The sequence below is a fragment of the Termitidicoccus mucosus genome (assembly GCF_038725785.1).
Taxonomy (GTDB): Bacteria; Verrucomicrobiota; Verrucomicrobiia; order Opitutales; family Opitutaceae; genus Termitidicoccus; species Termitidicoccus mucosus.
On the sequence record NZ_CP109796.1, the window covers coordinates 3,278,797 to 3,296,116 of the forward strand.

Annotated in this window: 7 protein-coding genes and 1 pseudogene; 7 read left to right on the forward strand and 1 reads right to left on the reverse strand. The window is 66.2% G+C overall.

Translation table 11 applies throughout. The features are described 5' to 3' along the window. Positions 1–69: 69 nt before the first annotated feature. From OH491_RS28195 to OH491_RS11685, 7 genes and pseudogenes are all read left to right on the forward strand, one after another. Positions 70–978 (forward strand): annotated as a pseudogene (locus OH491_RS28195) (ATP-binding protein); the annotation flags it as partial. 255 nt (positions 979–1,233) lie between these two features. Further along, complete coding sequence (locus OH491_RS11660; RefSeq protein WP_068771630.1) at positions 1,234–2,055, forward strand: TrmH family RNA methyltransferase; 822 nt, start codon at positions 1,234–1,236, stop codon at positions 2,053–2,055. Positions 2,056–2,225: 170 nt separating this feature from the next. Further along, entirely contained in the window at positions 2,226–4,829 is a 2,604-nt protein-coding gene (locus tag OH491_RS11665) for an extracellular solute-binding protein (protein ID WP_342751029.1), read from the forward strand. Beyond that, entirely contained in the window at positions 4,826–5,680 is an 855-nt protein-coding gene (locus OH491_RS11670) for a carbohydrate ABC transporter permease (protein ID WP_068771253.1), read from the forward strand. The genes OH491_RS11665 and OH491_RS11670 overlap by 4 nt, the downstream gene beginning before the upstream one ends. A 451-nt stretch (positions 5,681–6,131) precedes the next feature. Then, the gene (locus OH491_RS11675) at positions 6,132–8,660 is read left to right on the forward strand and encodes an ATP cone domain-containing protein (protein ID WP_334319451.1); all 2,529 of its coding nucleotides are present in this window, start codon (positions 6,132–6,134) and stop codon (positions 8,658–8,660) included. Positions 8,661–8,882: 222 nt separating this feature from the next. Next, positions 8,883–9,242, forward strand: coding sequence for a hypothetical protein (locus OH491_RS11680; protein ID WP_145928903.1), 360 nt, complete (start codon positions 8,883–8,885; stop codon positions 9,240–9,242). Then, positions 9,239–9,931: an ACP phosphodiesterase gene (locus OH491_RS11685; protein WP_068771251.1), complete on the forward strand. Its 693-nt coding sequence runs from the start codon at positions 9,239–9,241 to the stop codon at positions 9,929–9,931. Before OH491_RS11680 ends, OH491_RS11685 begins: the two co-directional genes overlap by 4 nt. 247 nt (positions 9,932–10,178) lie before the next feature. Here the strand turns inward: OH491_RS11685 and OH491_RS11690 are convergent, their stop codons facing one another. Continuing rightward, positions 10,179–17,090: an autotransporter outer membrane beta-barrel domain-containing protein gene (locus OH491_RS11690; RefSeq protein ID WP_334319450.1), complete on the reverse strand. Its 6,912-nt coding sequence runs from the start codon at positions 17,088–17,090 to the stop codon at positions 10,179–10,181. Positions 17,091–17,320: the final 230 nt, after the last annotated feature.

Genomic DNA, 17,320 nt, shown 5'->3' on the forward strand with positions numbered 1-17,320 from the left:
GATGACGCAGGCCGTGCTCGCCTTTGCCCGCGAGGAATCGACGGCGGAAACCACGCGCACCGTCGATATGGCGACTGGCTCAACACCGTTTTCGCCAAGCCCGACTACCTCACGAAGACGCGGCTCACCACCGAGTATTACGCCGCGCTCATCGCCACCGCGCTGCTTTTTGCCTTCGCCGCCTGGCTGATCGCCCGGCGCATCTCGTGCCCCCTGCGCACGCTCGCCCGCTCGGCGGAACGGCTCGGGCGCGGCGAGAGCCCGGAACTGCTGCCCGAGGAAGGACCCGACGACATCCGCGCCACCGCCATCACCTTCAACCGCATGCAGGTGCGCCTCCGGCGTTTCGTGGAAGACCGCACGCAGATGATCGCCGCCATCAGCCACGACCTGCGCACGCCCATCACCTCGCTCCGCCTGCGCGCCGAGTATGTCGAGGACCCCGAGATGCGGGAAAAAATGATCGGCACGCTCGACGGCATGCAGGCGATGACGCAGGCCGTGCTCGCCTTTGCCCGCGAGGAATCGACGGCGGAAACCACGCGCACCGTCGATATCGACGCGCTCATCGAAAGCGTCTGCGACGACCTCGCCGGCCTCGGCTGGGACGTGAAGTTCGCCGACGGGCACCGCATTCCCTTCCGCTGCCGTCCCGACGGGCTGAAGCGTGCGCTGGCCAACATCATCGAAAACGCCGTGCGCTACGGCCAGCGCGCGCGCGTCCACCTCGACCTCGCGGCCGAATGCCTCGGCATCGTCATCGACGACGACGGGCCGGGCATCGCCGCGGAGGACCGCGAGCGCGTGTTCGCGCCGTTTTTCCGGCTGGAAAGCTCGCGCAACCGCGCCACCGGCGGCGTCGGTCTCGGCCTGGCCATCGCCCGCTCCATCGTCCGCGCGCACGGCGGCGACATCGTGCTCGCCAACCGCGCCGAGGGCGGCCTCCGCGCGACCATCCGCCTGCCCGTGGCGAAATAAGGCGCGGACGGGGAATCCCGCGCCCTTTTTGCCCGTGTGCAACCCCCGTCGGAATCTTTCCTCTTTATTCTTTATCTTTCCTCTTTCTCCCTGCTTGTGCCTGACGAAAGAGAAAGAGAAAGAGAAAGAGAAAGAGAAAGAATAAAGAGGAAAGATTCCGGCGGGTGGCATCCCTTTGGGGTACCCCCTTCTGCCCGCCGCCGCGCACGCATCCTTGCCAGCCGGCGGGAGTTGGTGGTTGGCTTCGCGGCAAAGATGCAGGCCGAAAAAATCACCAGTCTCCAGAACCCGCGCGTGAAACAGCTCGTGAAACTGCGCGACCGGCGTCCGCGCGACGAGGCGGGCGTGTTCCTCGTCGAAGGCTACCGCCAGATCCGCCGCGCGCTCGAAAAGGACATCGCGCTGTCCGAACTGTATTTTTCGCCGGACTGGTTTCTGGGCGAAAACGAGCCCGCGCTCATCGAGCGGGCGGCGGCGGCGGGCGCGGCGCTCTTCGAATTGTCGAAGGACGCCTTTGCCAAGGTCGCCTACCGCGAGCGCCCCGACGGGCTGCTCGCCACCGCGCCGCAATGGCGGCGCTCCCTCGCCGACCTCGCCGCGCGGCTTGACGCGCCCGCCGGTGGCCGCGCTCCGTTCCTGCTCGTGGTCGAGGCCATCGAAAAGCCGGGCAATCTCGGCACCATCCTGCGCAGCGCCGACGCGGCCGGCGCGGACGCGGTGATCGTGTGCGACCCGGTCACCGACATCTTCAACCCCAACGTCGTGCGCTCCTCGACCGGCGTGCTCTTCTCGGTGCCCGTGGTCGTGGAGGAAAGCAGCCCGGTGCGCGCGTGGCTGCGCGGGCGCGGCATCCGCGCCGTCGCCACCACGCCGTCGGCCGACGCGCTTTACACCGACACCGATTTGCGCGGCCCGCTCGCCATCGTGATGGGCAGCGAGCAATACGGCCTGAGCGATTTCTGGCTGCGCGAAAGCGACGCGCGCGTGCGCATCCCGATGGCCGGCCAGGCCGACTCGCTCAACGTCGCGATGGCGACCATCATCACGCTGTTCGAAGCCGTGCGCCAGCGCGGCTGAATGCGATGCGCGGGCGCGGCGAAAACAGTTTTGCGGAAACACCCACTGCCGGCGGACGCGCGGCAGGAGATCATGGCGCGCAAGATCAAACCGGCCCGGGCAAACCCCGTAGCGCAGGCATCCTTGCCTGCCGTCGGAAAGAAATTCGCGCGAAGCGCGGCACTTGTTCCTTGGAAAAAAGTCAGCGGCGCTTCGCGCCTTTCGTTTTCGACGGCAGGCAGGATGCCTGCGCTACGCCACGCGCCGCCGCGCGCAGTGGCCGCCTGCCGGCGGCGCTGTTCGCGCTGGTGCTGTGTTTCGCGAGCGGCCTTTTGCGGGCGGACGGCGATGGCGGGCGCGCCGTCGCGCTCGACATCCCGATCCTCACGGCGGGATACGGGAGCGCGTTTTTCGAGGAAACCGCGCGGGAGTTCGAGCGGCTGCGCCCGGGCGTGCGGGTCAACATTTCCGGCGATGCGCGCGTGCATGAAAAGGTGCGCATCCGCGTGATGGCGGACGAACCGCCCGACGCGACCGACGCGGTGCTGCTCTATGACACGCTCATCGGCTCGGGCCGGATCCTCGACCTCGCGCCGTGGCTCGACGGACCGAACTGGGAAGGCGACGCGCGCTGGCGCGACACGTTTCTGCCCGGCGTGCTCGACCGCTGGACGCGCGAAAGCGGCGCGGGCTGCCAGCCCGTGGATTCGGGTGGCATGGGCGACTCGCCCATGTTTCCGCCGCACGAACACGGGCGAGTCGCCCGTGCCACTTCGCGCGCGTTTGCGCTGCCGTTTGCCCATGCGGTGTGGGTTGTGTTTTATAACGAAGGGCTTTTCGAGGCCCGAGGCTGGAGCGTGCCGCGCACGTGGGACGAGTTTTTCGCGTTGTGCGAGGACATGCGCGGGGCGGACGTCGCGCCGCTCACGCTGCCGGGGGTTTACATGCGCTACGGCGACGCGTTTTTGCGCGCGGCGCACTACAACCTCGCCGGGCCGGAGGGATTTCGCGCGTATCAGGAGCTGATGCCGGGCGCCTACAACGACCCGCGGTTCGTGCGCGCGGCGGAGGTGCTGCGGCGCGTGAGCGCGGGCGGGCTGCTGCGCGGCTGGGAGGGCATGACGCACACGGCGGCGCAGCAGGCGTTTCTCGACGGACGCGCGGCGATGACGGTGAGCGCGTCGTGGTTCGTGAGCGAGATGCGCGGAAAAATCCCGGCGGGCTTCCGGCTGGGCGCATTCAACCTGCCGGTGTTCGCGGACGGCGAGCCGGCGGCGGCGGGCGGGAGCGTGGCCGCCGGCTCGCGCGGCGCGACGGGCGCGGTGCAGGCGCAGAGCGCGTATTACTTTTTGTTCGCGACGGGCGACGCGGAGCGCGAGCGGGCGACGGTGGATTTTTTTCGGTTCCTCACCTCGCGGGAGCGGGCGCGGGCATTTGCCCGGACGCTCGACGCGCCGGTGGCGTTGCGCGCGGTGCGCCCGGAGGATTACGCGTCGCACGCGATGCGGCAGATCGCGGCGATGACGCGCGACGCGCCGGCGGTGTTCGACTCGGCGCCGCCGGCGTCGGCGGAGTTCCAGGCGCTCATCAGCCAGGCGATGACCGACGCGCGCGAGCAGTTGATGACGGGGCGGGCGACGGCGGCGGAGTTTGGCGCGCAACTGGAAGCGGCGGCGGCGCGCGAGCGGGCGCGCGCGGCGGATCCCGGCCGGGTGGAGGCGCGGCATCCGCTGAAGGCGGCGGCGTTGCTGCTGGCGGTGGCGGCGCTGGCGGGCGGCTGGCTCGGCGGAGCGCGGACGCGGGGCGGACGGCCCGCGGCGAAAGCGCCGCCGGAAGGCAGGGGCGGCGGCGCGGGAAAGGACGCCGCCCTGCCGGCGCGCGCCACCCGGGGACGGCGCGCCACGCTGCGGCCCGCGTTCGCGGCGGGATTCGTGGGGCCGGCGCTGGCGCTGTTCGGCGCGTTCGTCATCGCGCCGGGCGCGGCCTCGCTGGCGTGGGCGTTCACGCGCTGGGACGGGTTTTCGGAGCGGTCGTGGGCGGGCCTGTTCAATTTCAAGTGGCTGCTGCTGGAGAGCGACACGTTCTGGTTCGCGTTAAAAAACAACCTCTACCTCATGGTGGTGCCGACGCTGTTCGTGGTGCCGCTGGCCCTTGTATTGGCCGCGCTGATACATCGCGGCGTGCGGGGCGCGGGGGTGTTTCGCGCGGTGTTTCTGTTTCCCAACCTGCTCGGCGGCATCGCGGCGACGCTGCTGTGGATGCACGCCTACGACCCGCACGGCGGCCTGGTGAACGCGGCGCTCGCGCGGCTGGGCGCGTGGACGGGCATCGGGTGGCTCCAGGCGTTCGAGGGCTTCGCGTGGTTGTCGCCGGAAAACCTGTATCGCGCGCTCATCCCGATTTACCTGTGGATGGCGTGCGGGTTCAACCTCGTGCTCTACCTCGCGGCGATGCAGGGCATCAACCCGGAGCTCTACGAGGCGGCGGAGCTGGACGGCGCGTCGGCGGCGCGGCAGTTTTTCACCATCACGCTGCCGCTCATCCGCGGCGTGCTGGCCATCTCGGCGGTGTTCATCGTCATCGCGGGGCTGAACACGTTTGAAATGGTCTGGCTGCTCACCTCGCAGGACCCGGCGAGCGGCTCGCATGTGCTGAGCACGCTGATGGTTTCGACGATGTTCAAGGAGTTCCAGATCGGCCGCGCCACGGCCATCGCGGTGGTGATGTTCGTGCTCGTGATGGCCGGCTCCGCGCTGGTGCTGCGCGCGATGAAAACACGGGAGGAGCCGGAATGAAAAGACAACGGCACGATCTTTCCCGCCGGCTGGTTTTCGCGGCGTTGTGCGGCTATCTGCTGTGGGTGGTTTACCCGATGGCGTGGGTGGCCTACAGCTCGCTCAAGCCCGACGAGGCGGTGTTTCGCGACGCGTTTGCCCTGCCGGAACTCGACGTGCTCCAGTGGGGCAACTACGCGCGGGCGTGGAGCGAGGCGCGGTTCGGCGCGTATTTCTTCAACAGCGTCGCGGTCACGTCGGCCTCCGTGGCGCTGATCCTGCTGCTCGGCTCGATGGCGGCGTATGCGCTCAGCCGGTTCCATCATCCGCTGGGCAACGCCGTTTACTGGCTGTTTCTCGCGGGGCTGATGATCCCGGTGCAGTTGAGCGTGGTGCCGCTGTTCTTCGAGCTGCGCGCGCTCGGCCTGCTCAACTCGCGCCTCGGCCTCGTGCTGGTTTACACGGCCAACGGGCTGCCGTTCGCGGTGTTCATCCTCGCGGGATTTTTCCGCGCGCTGCCGCGCTCGCTCTACGAGGCGGCGGTGGTGGACGGCTGCGGCGAGGCCGGGGCGTTCTGGCGCGTGATGCTCCCGCTGGCGCGGCCGGGGCTCGTGACCGTGGCGATCTTCCAGTTCATCGGCATCTGGAAGGAGTATTTTTTCGCGTTCATGTTCACCTCGGGCGCGGGCGGCGACAGCGCGCGCACGCTGCCCATCGGGCTGGCAAACCTCTCCATCACCGCGCAATACCAGAACGACTACGCCATGCTCTTCGCGGGCGTGATCATCGTGACGATCCCCATCCTGCTCATCTATCTCGCGCTGCAAAAACATCTCGTGCGCGGTGTGACGGCGGGCGCGCTGAAGGGCTGAGGCGCGGACCGGTGATACGCCTTCCGGGGCCGGCGGCGGCCTTTCGCGCTGTATTCATCCTGTTGTGCAAATCATGTCCTTTCGGTCAAATTTTGCATCGGATTTTTGTCTCCAAGGCATGTATCCAAGCGGGCAGTCAATTTGCAAAAAACCCCGCTTTATGCTTCAGTAAAACCCTCACAAGACGGCGGCGGTTCAAGCCGCGCCGGCACTGTATCCGCCCAAGCGGATAATCGTGTAATTTCAAGCCGTTTTTTCTCAAAAAAAGCTGCGGATTTGACTTGTAAAAAATTCTTTCCCGCGCAATTTTTACATGAAGTATTCCCCTGTGAATAACTTTCCAGCAAATTGCCCCATAATCAGTTATGAAACCAAAAAAAATTTGCCATTTAACAACAAAAAGACTCGCCTTGCCAAAAAATTAGCCCACTACATGGAACCTTTCCGCCCTATGAAAAAAAACAGCCCAATTTCCATCGCCAACATCCTTCCCTCCGACTCTTCCGCGACCGCTCCGAAGGGCGCCCAGCTGCTGAACCGTTCCATCCCTGCGGATGCCCGCATGGTCGTAAAACGCGACGGTTCCCGCGCCCGCTTTGACCAGAACAAAATCACCCGCGCCATCGCCCTCGCCTTCTACGACGTCCGCAACGACAACGCCCCCAATCCCTCCCGCGACGACTTCCTCGCCCAATACGGCCTCGACAACGACACCTTCATCGAAGCCGTGAAAATCGGCGAGGGCGTCTCGCAGATGCTCGAGCTCTACTACCGCGACGGCAAGCATCCCACCATCGAGCAGGTGCAGGACGCCACCGAAAAGGCCATCGCCGCCTCCGGCAACTGGGAGGTCGCCCGCTCCTACGTCCTCTACCGTATCCAGCACGCCACCACACGGCTGGCCAAATACGAGGAAAACGGCCTCGGCGACTACATCGCCATGGCCAAATACGCCCGCTACCGCCCCGAGCTCGGCCGCCGCGAGACCTTCCCCGAGGCCGTGGAACGCGTGCGCGACATGCACAGCACCTTCTTTGCCAGCAAGCTCGACGCGAAAATCCCCGCCACGCTGCCCGCCGACATCGCCGGGCTCGCCGGCCCCGCCGCCGCGCAACTCACCGCCGCCCTCGGCGGCAAGACCCTCCACGACCTCATCCACCTCGTCTTCGACAAGGTCTCCTCCAAGGAAGTCCTCCCCTCCATGCGCTCCATGCAATTCGGCGGCGAGGCCATCCTGAAAAACCACAGCCGCATGTTCAATTGCAGCTTCGCCAACGTGGACCGCGTCGAGTTTTTCCGCGAATATTTCTACCTCCTCCTCAGCGGCTGCGGCGTCGGCTTCTCCGTCCAAAAACACCACGTCGCCCTCCTGCCCCCGCTGCCCGCCCGCGGCAACGAATACGACCTCCCCGTCTGGCACTACCACATCGGCGACACCATCGAGGGCTGGTCCGACGCGCTCCACGCGCTCTTCATCTCCTTCTACGAGAGCAAAAAAATCGAGTTCGATTACTCGATCATCCGCGGACGCGGCATCGCCCTCAAGACCTCCGGCGGCAAGGCCCCCGGCCACCTCCCCCTCAAGCGCGCGCTCAATCAGGTCGAGGAAATCCTCAACCAAGCCTCCGGCCGCGCCCTCCGCCCGATCGAGGTTTACGACATCAACATGTTCGTGGCCAAGGCGGTCCTCGCCGGCGGCATCCGCCGCTCCGCCACCATCTGCCTCTTCTCCCCCGACGACGAGGAAATGATGAACGCCAAGACCGGCAACTGGTTCGAAAAATACCCCCAGCGCTCCGCCTCGAACAACTCCGCCGTCCTCGCCCGCGCCGAGAACAACCACGAAAACTTCAAGAAACTCTTCAAGGCCCAGAAGGAATTCGGCGAGCCCGGCTTCTTCTTCTGCGACCATCCCGACGCCGGCTGCAACCCCTGCGCCGAGATCAACCTCCTCCCCGTGGTGGACTGGGAGCTTTCCGGCGAGGAATACAGCAAGCTCCTCGCCTGGGGCTACAAGGGCGAGCTCCCCGGCATCAACCGGCTCTCCGGCTTCCAGATGTGCAATCTGACGACCATCAACGGCCGCGCCGCCGAGACCGAGGAAGCCTTCTACTCCGCCTGCATCGCCGCCACCGCCATCGGCACGCTGCAAGCCGCCTACACCGACATGCCCTACCTCGGGCCCGTCACCCGCCTCATCAACGAGCACGACGCCCTCCTCGGCGTCTCCATCTGCGGGTTCATGGACAATCCCAACATCCTCTTCGACTCCGACATCCTCGCCCGCGGCGCCAGCCTCTGCCGCGCCACCAACCGCCTCGTCGCGCGCCTCATCGGCATCCGCCCCGCGGCCAAGCTCACCACCTGCAAGCCCGAGGGCACCGCCTCGCTCCTCCTCAACGCCGCCAGCGGCATCCACCCGCACCACGCCCGCCATTACTTCCGCCGCGTGCAGGCCAACCGCAAGGAGCCCATCTACGCCTTCTTCAAGAGCATCAACCCGCAGATGGCCGAGGCATCCGTTTACAGCCCCGAGACCGACGACGTCATCAGCTTCCCCGTCGAGGCCGCGCCGCAGGCGATCCTCCGCAAGGACATCAACGCCGTCCAGTTCCTCCAGCTCGTCGCCCTCGTGCAGCACTCCTGGGTCATCCCCGGCGGCGACCCCGAGTCCCGCTCGCCCAACCTCCACCACAACGTCTCCAACACCTGCACCGTGCGCCAGGACGAGTGGAACGACGTGGCCGAATTCATTTGGGAGAACCGCGAATCCTTCACCGGCGTCTCGCTCCTGCAGGATGCGGGCGACAAAGTCTATCCGCAGGCCCCGCGCGAGGAGATCGTCACCGAGACCGACGTCGCCAAGTGGAACGCCCTCAAGCCGCGCCGCGTGGATTACACGAAGATGCGCGAGGCCACCGACGAGACGAACCTCAAGGACATCGTGGCCTGCGCCGGCGGCGCCTGCGAGATTGTCTGAGCTTTCCCGGGAGCTGCAAACAACGACTCACCACCCGACGCGCGGCCCAAAACGCCGCGCGTTTTTCTTTTCGGTCACCCCGATGTCCGATGCCGGAATCCTGGTTTGCCACATGAGGGGGACGGCGGCAGCATTCATACTTCCGTGATGCCTCGTCCGCAGCAAAAGACCTTTCGCCCCAGACTCGCGCCCCGGCTGGGAATGCTCCTTTTCAACGGGATCATGCTTGCCGCATGTGTATGTGTTGTCGTGTTTCTTGGCGTCCCGGACAAACCGTTCATGATGCTGGCTGCATTCCTCCTGCTTGGGTGGTCATGCAGGACCGCCGCCTCGGTGGTTGCCTGCCTTAGGCAAATCCACGTCACTCCGGAAGGCATCCGGAAAACGCCTCTGGGATTTCATCTCCGCTGGAAGGAAATCGCACGCTGGTCGGTTGAAAACGCCGGGGACTCCGCGAATTTTTACCCGCACAAAAAAACGCGCCCGAAAAAGATCTCCGCATCGGAGGCCGGCGTCCCCGGATTCGGAAGGTTCGTCGCCGAAGTCAGGATGCACCTGGGCAACGAAACCGAAACCCCGTGAACTGGCTCGCGCATCTCCACCTCTCGAAACCGGCGCCCGCGTTTCGCATCGGCAGCCTCCTGCCGGACTTCACCACGCCCGCGTGCATCGCCGCGCTGCCGGAGGAATTCCAACGCGGCGCGGAATGCCACCGGCGCATCGACGCGTTCACCGATGCGCATCCGGTCGTGCGTCGCAGCATGGCGCGCGTCGGCCCGCACTACCGCCGCTTCGCCGGCGTGCTGGTGGACGTCTTCTACGACCATATCCTCGCGCGCGACTGGGCATCCCATGCCGGGATTCCCCTGCCCGCCTTCGCCGCCGAAATCTACGACGGCTTCCGCTCCCAGCGGACTCTCCTGCCGGACGACCTCAACGCCCGTTTCGACCTCATGATCGAGCACGACTGGCTGTGCGGCTACCGCGAGCTGGCCGGCATCCGCGCCGCGCTCGCCCGCCTCTCCTCCCGCCTGCGCCGCCCCTTCGATCTCGCCGCCGCGACCGACATCCTCGCGCAAAACCACGAGGCTTTCCGCTCCGACTTCAACACGTATTTCCCGCAGTTGCGCGCGCACGTGGCGGCTTTCATGGGCGGCGTTTGCGGAGACAGCGCACCCAAGAACGGAATGGACCAGGGCAGCGGGCTCGCGTCAGCGCGTAGCGCAGGCATCCTGCCTGCCGTCGAAACAAAAGGCGCGAAGCGCCGCTGACTTTTTTAAAAAAGAATGCCGCGCTTCGCGCGATATTCTAACCACGGCAGGCAAGGATGCCTGCGCTACGCACGCTGACGCGTGGCTGTTTGCCTCTTTGTGTCATGCGCCAGCATCACGTTCTGTCGCACCCTCCTCCAATCCTGCGGGACGTTCGTCCCGTCCGGCGGCGGAGACGCCGCCGCTCCACGGCATGTCGTCTCCGTTCCATCGGGCACGCATGGGCCAAGCCGCCCAAGCAGCGGGGCTACCAGTTGCGGCGGTAGCCGAGATTCAACGCCCACGGGCGCTCGTAGCCGCCGGCCTTGTTGTATTCATAATCAAAATACACCTGGCTCGACGGATCGATGAGGTAGCTCGCGCCCAGGCCGGTCTCGAAACGCCAGCCGTCGAGGGCCGGGGCGTAGATGCCGCCCCCGGCGTAAACTTCGCCGCCGTCCGTGTTGCTGCGCACGGTGCCGAACTTCGCATAGGGCCGCCAGGCGCCGAGGTCCACGCCGCCGCGCAGTTGCAGGCGGTATTGGAAGGCCGTGGCCTTGCGGATGCTCACGTCGATGGTCTGCAAGGAGGAGCTGGCGGCCGTGTAATCCTCGCCGTCGATATAGGCCACGGCGGCCTGCACGGAGGGCTCCAGCCAGACATGGCGTTTCCGGAGGCGGCGCCCGGCCTCGACGGAAAAGCCGTAGAGGAGGTTGGAATAATCGGCGCGGGTGAGTTGCCCGTCATCGGAACGGGCGTCGAGCCGGTTGTCGTAGCGGTCGATGCGGGCGACGAGATCGGCGTACCAGCCGGAGGCGTGCAGCCACGTCGCATAGACGCCCGCGCCCACGCTGCCGGTGGTGCTTTCCCCGTGGTTGTCGTGGTCCCGGCTGCTTTGTCCCATCGCGATGAAGCCGCCGGCGAAGAAGTCGCCGGCATCCATGCCGAAGGCGCGGTCGAGCCCGGCGGTCACACCAAAGGTGTCCTGGTCGAAGGCCGCGCCCGCCGCGTCCTTGCCGGCGCTCAGGTGATAGGCGCCGGTGCGCACCCAGACATTGCCGGTGGGGGTGGTGTCCCCGCCTCGCCCGACGGCGGGAATGCCGCCGCTCCGCAGTTCGCCCATGCGGAGGCGCAACGAATCGAGACTGTAATGCCAGTCGATGGACAGCACGCCCGCGGTCAGGAGAATGGCGTCGGCGGCGCGGCTTTGGGCGCTGCGTCCGAGATACCAGGTGAGCGGATCGGAAGCCAGCGGGTCATCGGGATCGCCTTGAAAAAGCGCGTAGCTGTGCATGCCGGCATCGATCGCGTTGGCGGTGAAAGTCGCATCGCCGGCCCCGATTGCGACAATCCCCATGGACAGCGTCGATGGATTCGCGGGCGCGCCGCCGAGGGCGGTGAGCAGAAGCGTGTGCGTCCCGGTGGCGGTGCCGGTGACGACGATCCGGTCCGCCTCCTGCGTGGCGAGATTTACGTCCATCGTGTAGGTGCCGTGGCCTGAAAGGCCGGCGACGGTGAGGGCCTGTCCGAGGGCGACAAAGTCCACGCGGCCATCGTTGCGCAGGTGCCCGAGATGCTGGCCGAAACCGCCGAGGTTGAGCACCGCGCCGCCGGCGACCCGGTGTTCGCTGGACGCGGAAAACTGGTTGGCGGCGGTGGCGCGGAGCGTGCCGGCCTGGATCTCGGTGAGCCCGGCGTGGGTTTGCGCCGCGCCGAGGACGACCACGCCGTCGCCGGTCTTGACGAGATTGCCGGCGGTCAGCGCGGTGGCGAAAACCAGTTCGTCTTCCTCCGCGGCGGTGTTGAGTTCGACCGTGGCGGAGGGCGCGTTGTTGATCGCATGGGAGAATGTCGCATGGCCGGGAATCGCGATCTGCACGTGTCCGGTGTTGCCGAGCGATGCGCCCGCAGCCATCGCGTCCTGCGCGATGACACGCGTGGTGCCGGTGTTGCCGATCATGCCCGAATCATTGGCCACGGCGTGGGCGGCGGCGAGAACCAGCAGTCCCGCGTTGGCGAGAGTCGCGGCGGAGCCGGCGGCGGCGGAACCGCTGAGCGTCAGCGCGCTGGTTGCGTCGATGTCGATTGCGCCCTGAAAGCCGTCATTGGCACGGGCAATGGTAATCGCGGAGGCATCGCGCAACTGGAGGGTGACGCGCCCCTCGAGTGGATTGGCGAGCGCGCCGTTGAAGTTTTCCAAGCGCAGGGTGCCTTGATCGGCGCTGAAAACGGCGGCCGTGCCCAGCGCGTCGGAGTTTCGCGCCCGCAGCGTGCCGCCGCCGTCGAGGGTAAACGCGGCGCCTTGGCCGAAGGCGCTGTTGTTTCCGCTCACCAGCACAGTCCGGCCGCCGCCAATGGCGACCGTGGTCCCGGCCGTTCCCGAAAGCGACTTGGCGAACGTGCCGCTCACGGCGAATTGCAGCCATGAATCGCCGTCGAGCTGGATCGTGCCTTCGTCGCCCAAAGCCGAGAGGTTTTCAAGGATGGCGTGGCCCGGCGAACTGGAATCGCCCAGGCGCACATTGCCCCTGAAGGCGGTGTTGGCGCCGTCGGCGCGCAGCACCGCGCCCCCGCCGATTTGCAGCGACGAATCCGCGCCGCCCGCGAGCGCGTCATGACCGGCGACGGTGCTGGTGCCGGCAAGGTTGATGTTGCCGTTATAGGCAGGGTTTCCCCTGATGACAAATGTCCCGCTGGCGCCAAGGTCGAGCCGCCCGCCCGCGTTTATGGCGAGGTCTCCGGCGGTCTGGAATTTTCCGTCCAGATCGAAGACAGAACCGTCCTCGATGGTGAGCGCGCTGGTTTGCCCGAGCGAATGATGGGCGCCCGCCACCACGGTGGTGCTGCCCGAGATGCGGGTCGCGCCCGTGTAGTCATTGCCGGTGAGATGGGCGAGGGTGATGGTTTCCCCGCCGGTGAAAGCAAATCCCGAGGCGCCGGTGCCGGTGAGCCGCGCCCCGAGGGTTTTGTCGATGGAGCCGGTCGGGTCGATCACAACGCTTTCGGCATCGTGCGTGGCCTCGATCGCGGCAATGCCGTAGCCGAGCCAGATGCCGCTGTCATCAAATGCGCCGCTCGCCACGGCCGTGTAGCCGTAGTGGAGGAGGCCGGTTTCCACCGCGCCGGTTTTGATCATGGCGGCCGAGCCGCTGAGCGCCGCCCCGTCGAGGCCGGTGACGGCGATGTTGCCGGCGAGCGCGGTGTGGGTTGCCTTGACGACCTGTTTCGAAAAAGTGCCATCAAGGTCGAACACGCTGGCGTCGAGCGCGGAGTGCGTGTCGATGCCGGCGAGCAACGCCGTGTCCACGGCCATGGTGCTGCCGGAGCCGGTGCCGGCAAGGCTCCCGACCGTGAGCAGGTGCGGCGAAAACTCCAGGCTCGCCGCGTCGCGCCGCACTTCGAGGCCGCCGCCCGCGAGGTCGAGGCCGTTGATTGATCCGCTCCCGTCAATGCGGAGTTTGCCGCCGTCGGCGAGCTGGAGCGTGGCGCGCCCGAGGATCTCATCGGTGGGCGCGGTGAGCGCGGCGACGCCGAGCGTGCTGCTGTTTTGCAGGCGCACCGTGCCGTTGAAACCACCCGCGGCCTGCACGACGGTGAAGAAGCCGCCCGTCTCGCCCGCGCCGTCGAGCGCGAGCGTGCCGCCGCCGTTAAGGGCGCCGCCGGGGAGATTGCGGGCGGCACCGATTTGGACCACGCCCTGGCTTATGTCCAACGCGCCGGGCAGGGCGGAATTGTCCGCGGCAAGCACCAGTTTTCCGGCGCCCGTTTTCGCAAGCCCGGAAAGATCGTCCGGCGCGGAGGCAAACTGGTTCGTCGCGGTGACGGTGAGGCCGCTCGCGATGTCGAGCGTCAGCGCGGCCTGTCCCGCGGGCAGGGAACTGCCGGTGAGCGTGAGCGCGCCGAGATTGCGGAAAAAGTCCGCCGAGTCCGCCGATGCGCGGACCGTGCCGCCGTTCAGGATGACCGTCGCGGTTCCGTCGCCGCGCCGGAACCCGCTCGTGGCGATCAAACCGCCGCGAAGCTCCAGCCGCCCCTCCGCGCCGGGGGAAGCGCCCAGCATGATGCCATCGTCGGCGCGCAACACCGCCTGCTCCGTCAGGGCCAGCGCCCCGGAGCCGGTCTGGCCCACCGCAAAATAGCCGGTGTTTTCCCACGCGCCGGAACCGCTTATGGCGACGCGCCCCGCCGCTGCCGGCCCGGAGCCGATCACCGTGGAGCCGCTCGTCACGATGCCGCCATCAAGAACGTTCAATGTCCCGTTTCCGGCGAGCCCGACATGCATCGCTTCCGCCGAAACCTGCGAGCCCGCGCCGCCGAGATTGACCACGGCGGCTCCATCAGACCCGGACGCCACGATGACCGCCGTCCCGTGGACCACGCCCGCAAGTGCGAGCGTGCCGCCGTCCGCGACCAAGTGACCGCCGCCGAGCGTGTTGCTGCCGCTCAGGGCAAGCAGCCCCGCGCCGGTTTTTCGCAGTGCGACAGCGGGGACGCCCGGGTCGCCATTCGTGAAGGTGAAGTTGTTGGTCGCCGTGACGCCGACGCCGTCATCCACCTCGAACGCAAGCGCCGGCGTGGCCGCGAGCCCGCTGCCGCTGATCTCGATGCCGCCGAGATTCTGGAAAAAATCGGCATTGTCCGCCAGCGCGCGGATGGTCCCGCCATTGAGGAAGAGGGCCGCCGTGCCGTCGCCTTTGACCAGTCCGGTCGTTTCCAGCATACCACCCTTCAGCGTCAAAGCGCCTGCTCCGCCGGTCTGGGCGCCCAAGGTGACGAGCCCTGCGAGCCGGACGGTGGCTTGATCCTGAATGATGACGCCGCCGGTCCCGGACAATCCGACTGCAAGATACTGCGCCTCGATCAAACCGGACCCGCTCACCGTGACCAAGCCGTCGCCCGTCGCAGCCATGCCAACATCGAGATGGCCGGCGACGATCTTTCCGTTGTCTGCAATCGAAAGCCGCCCGGCGCCGGAATCACCGATTTTCAGCGGGGAGGCACTTTGCCAGAGCCCCTGCGCCGTCACGGCGAGTGCGCCGTCGGCTCCGGCTGCCCCGCCGATCACCCCGGCCGCATCGTTGAGCGTGCCGGTCAGCGCCACGGTGCCGCCGTGGACGACCAGCCCTCCGGCGTCAAACCAGCTGCTGCCGCTGAGCGTGAGCAAACCGCCGCCGGATTTTAAAAGCGCGCGGAACGGTGACGGCGCCGTCCCGGAGGCGACGCTGAAGTTGTTCGTCGCCGTGATTGCCAGGCCGGAATCGACGATGAGCGTGAGCGCGGCGGAGTCGTCATCGACGCCGCTGCCATCAAGCACGAGATCTCCGAGGTTGTTGAAAAAATCGGTGCCGCCGGCCAACGCGCGGATGGCGCCGCCGTTCAGCTCAAGATCCGCCGTGCCCTGCCTGCGAGCCAGTCCTTTCGTCTCGAGCACGCCGCCCCTTAAAGCCAGCGAACCCGTGCCGCTTGCGTCCCGTCCGATATACGTTGTGCCCCCGACATGCACCGTCCCGCTTTCCGCGATCGTGAGCGCCCCCGCCCCCGAATAGCCGATGTAGAGATCTTCGGTCATGGACCAGCGCCCGGAGCCACCCACTGCCGCGCTGCCGCTGGCCGCGGCGCCATATCCCAGATACGAAGCCCGGCTTGAAACGGCGCCGCTCCCGGAAAGCTCCAGTGCCCCCCGGCCCTGACTGCCAACATAGAGGTATGAGGAGTTTATCCAAGAGCCCGTGTCGCCAACGGAAACCGCGCCGATGCCCTGAGCCGTGTTTCCGATATGGCCCATGAAATTGGAAACGGAGCCGCTGCCGATGATAGTCACCGTGCCCCGGCCCTGATCGCCCACGAGCAGCCCGCTTGTGTTTTTCCAGAAGCCCGAATCACTGACTGTAACCAGCCCGGCCCCGGATGCAGTCTGGCCGACATACCCGAAGGAGCTGGTCACACCGCCGTTTCCGGCGATAACCAACGCGCCCGTCCCGCTCGCACCGACATAAAGCTCGCTGCCATTCGCCCATCGGCCCGTCCCGCCTAGGACGACGGACGCCGCCTGCCCTGCGGCATTGGCGACATACCCGCGCGCCGAGCCCAGCGACCCTGAAATCGCGAGCGTGCCTCCGGTTGCCAGCAGGTTGCCCGATGCCAGGTCCACATGGCCAGAAAACAAAAGCTCGCCCCCGCCGCTTTTCGTCAGTCCGTCCGCCCCGATGATATCCGTCGCGATTGCGGCCGCCACGCCGTCCCGGACATTGATGTATGCCGAACCGGTCATGTGCAGCGCATGGCCGCCGGTGGAAGTGACGACATACGGCCCCGTCCGGAATTCCAACCCCGCCACGGAAACATCCTCGGCAAGGTTGATTGTCCCCGAGCCGGAATCGAAAATCGCCGTGCCGCCTGACCAATCCGAGTCCGCCTCCCCGGTGCTGGATCCGGTCCACGAAAACGACGACGCGCTCCAATCGAAACCGCTCCCCAAATCGCCGCGCCAGAACCGGGTGTTCCCGACGAAACTCACCGTATCGATCCCGATATAGTCACTGTTGCTCCCGGAAGGACCCGCGCCAGTCACGAAATACCGCAAGGCGAATCGTCCCTCGACCGCCTCCGCAAGGCCGCTGACGGTGACCGTATACTGCGTCCAGGCTGTGGGATATACGCCTGACTGCAGGCTGGGATTGATCGAAAGCAATAGCGTCGCAAAATCGCCGGTGGCTGTCGAGGAGGCGCCGACATTGGTCGAGTCGCCGTTGAGGCTCAGACGCAGCTCCAGCCGGTCCGGATAATCTATTCCGGCCATTTTTCGGGTATAAAATGTAAACGTGTCTCCGTTGCCGATCATGACAGATGGCGTTACCAGCCAGTTGCTGATCGTTCCGGCGCCGCCGGTTGTATTGTTGAAATTGGCACCGATATACGCATTCGGAGCGCCGGCATGGGAAGCAAACGTTTCCACACTGTTGCCTTGAAACCAAGTGGTGCTGCCCAGTGGCGAACTGTTGTTCTGCATCACCCATCCTGCGCTCCCAAGCGATGAAATGTCATCGAACCCCTCGGTGAAACTCTGCGCCGGTGCCGGTATGGCGTGGGCAAACAGGAACAGGACCCAGAAGATCGGTGCGCGGCTGCGGTAAGCTCCCCTCCGGCAGGAGGCGGAGAATTGCGATGAAACAAGAGTCATGGCTGGCTGGATACGGGAAGCACTCCCCATGAAATCCGAATATGCAATCCAGGAATGCACGCCGGCGTATCGCGCTCACGGCATCCGGCTATGCAAAAAAATCACATCCCGCTATCTATTAAAATTTTAATCATTCTATTAAATAACATATAAAACAACAAGCCAACAAGATAGCCAACGCTCACGCGCTCCACCCGCGATCCAATTGGCAAATACGATTCCTATAAAAT

Excerpts from the sequence above, each read along its gene's own strand:
- OH491_RS11660 (WP_068771630.1), top strand. The coding sequence starts at position 1,234 with ATGCAGGCCGAAAAAATCACCAGTCTCCAGAACCCGCGCGTGAAACAG.
- OH491_RS11670 (WP_068771253.1), top strand. The coding sequence starts at position 4,826 with ATGAAAAGACAACGGCACGATCTTTCCCGCCGGCTGGTTTTCGCGGCG.
- OH491_RS11675 (WP_334319451.1), top strand. The coding sequence starts at position 6,132 with ATGAAAAAAAACAGCCCAATTTCCATCGCCAACATCCTTCCCTCCGAC.
- OH491_RS11680 (WP_145928903.1), top strand. The coding sequence starts at position 8,883 with ATGCTTGCCGCATGTGTATGTGTTGTCGTGTTTCTTGGCGTCCCGGAC.
- OH491_RS11690 (WP_334319450.1), bottom strand. The coding sequence starts at position 17,090 with ATGACTCTTGTTTCATCGCAATTCTCCGCCTCCTGCCGGAGGGGAGCT.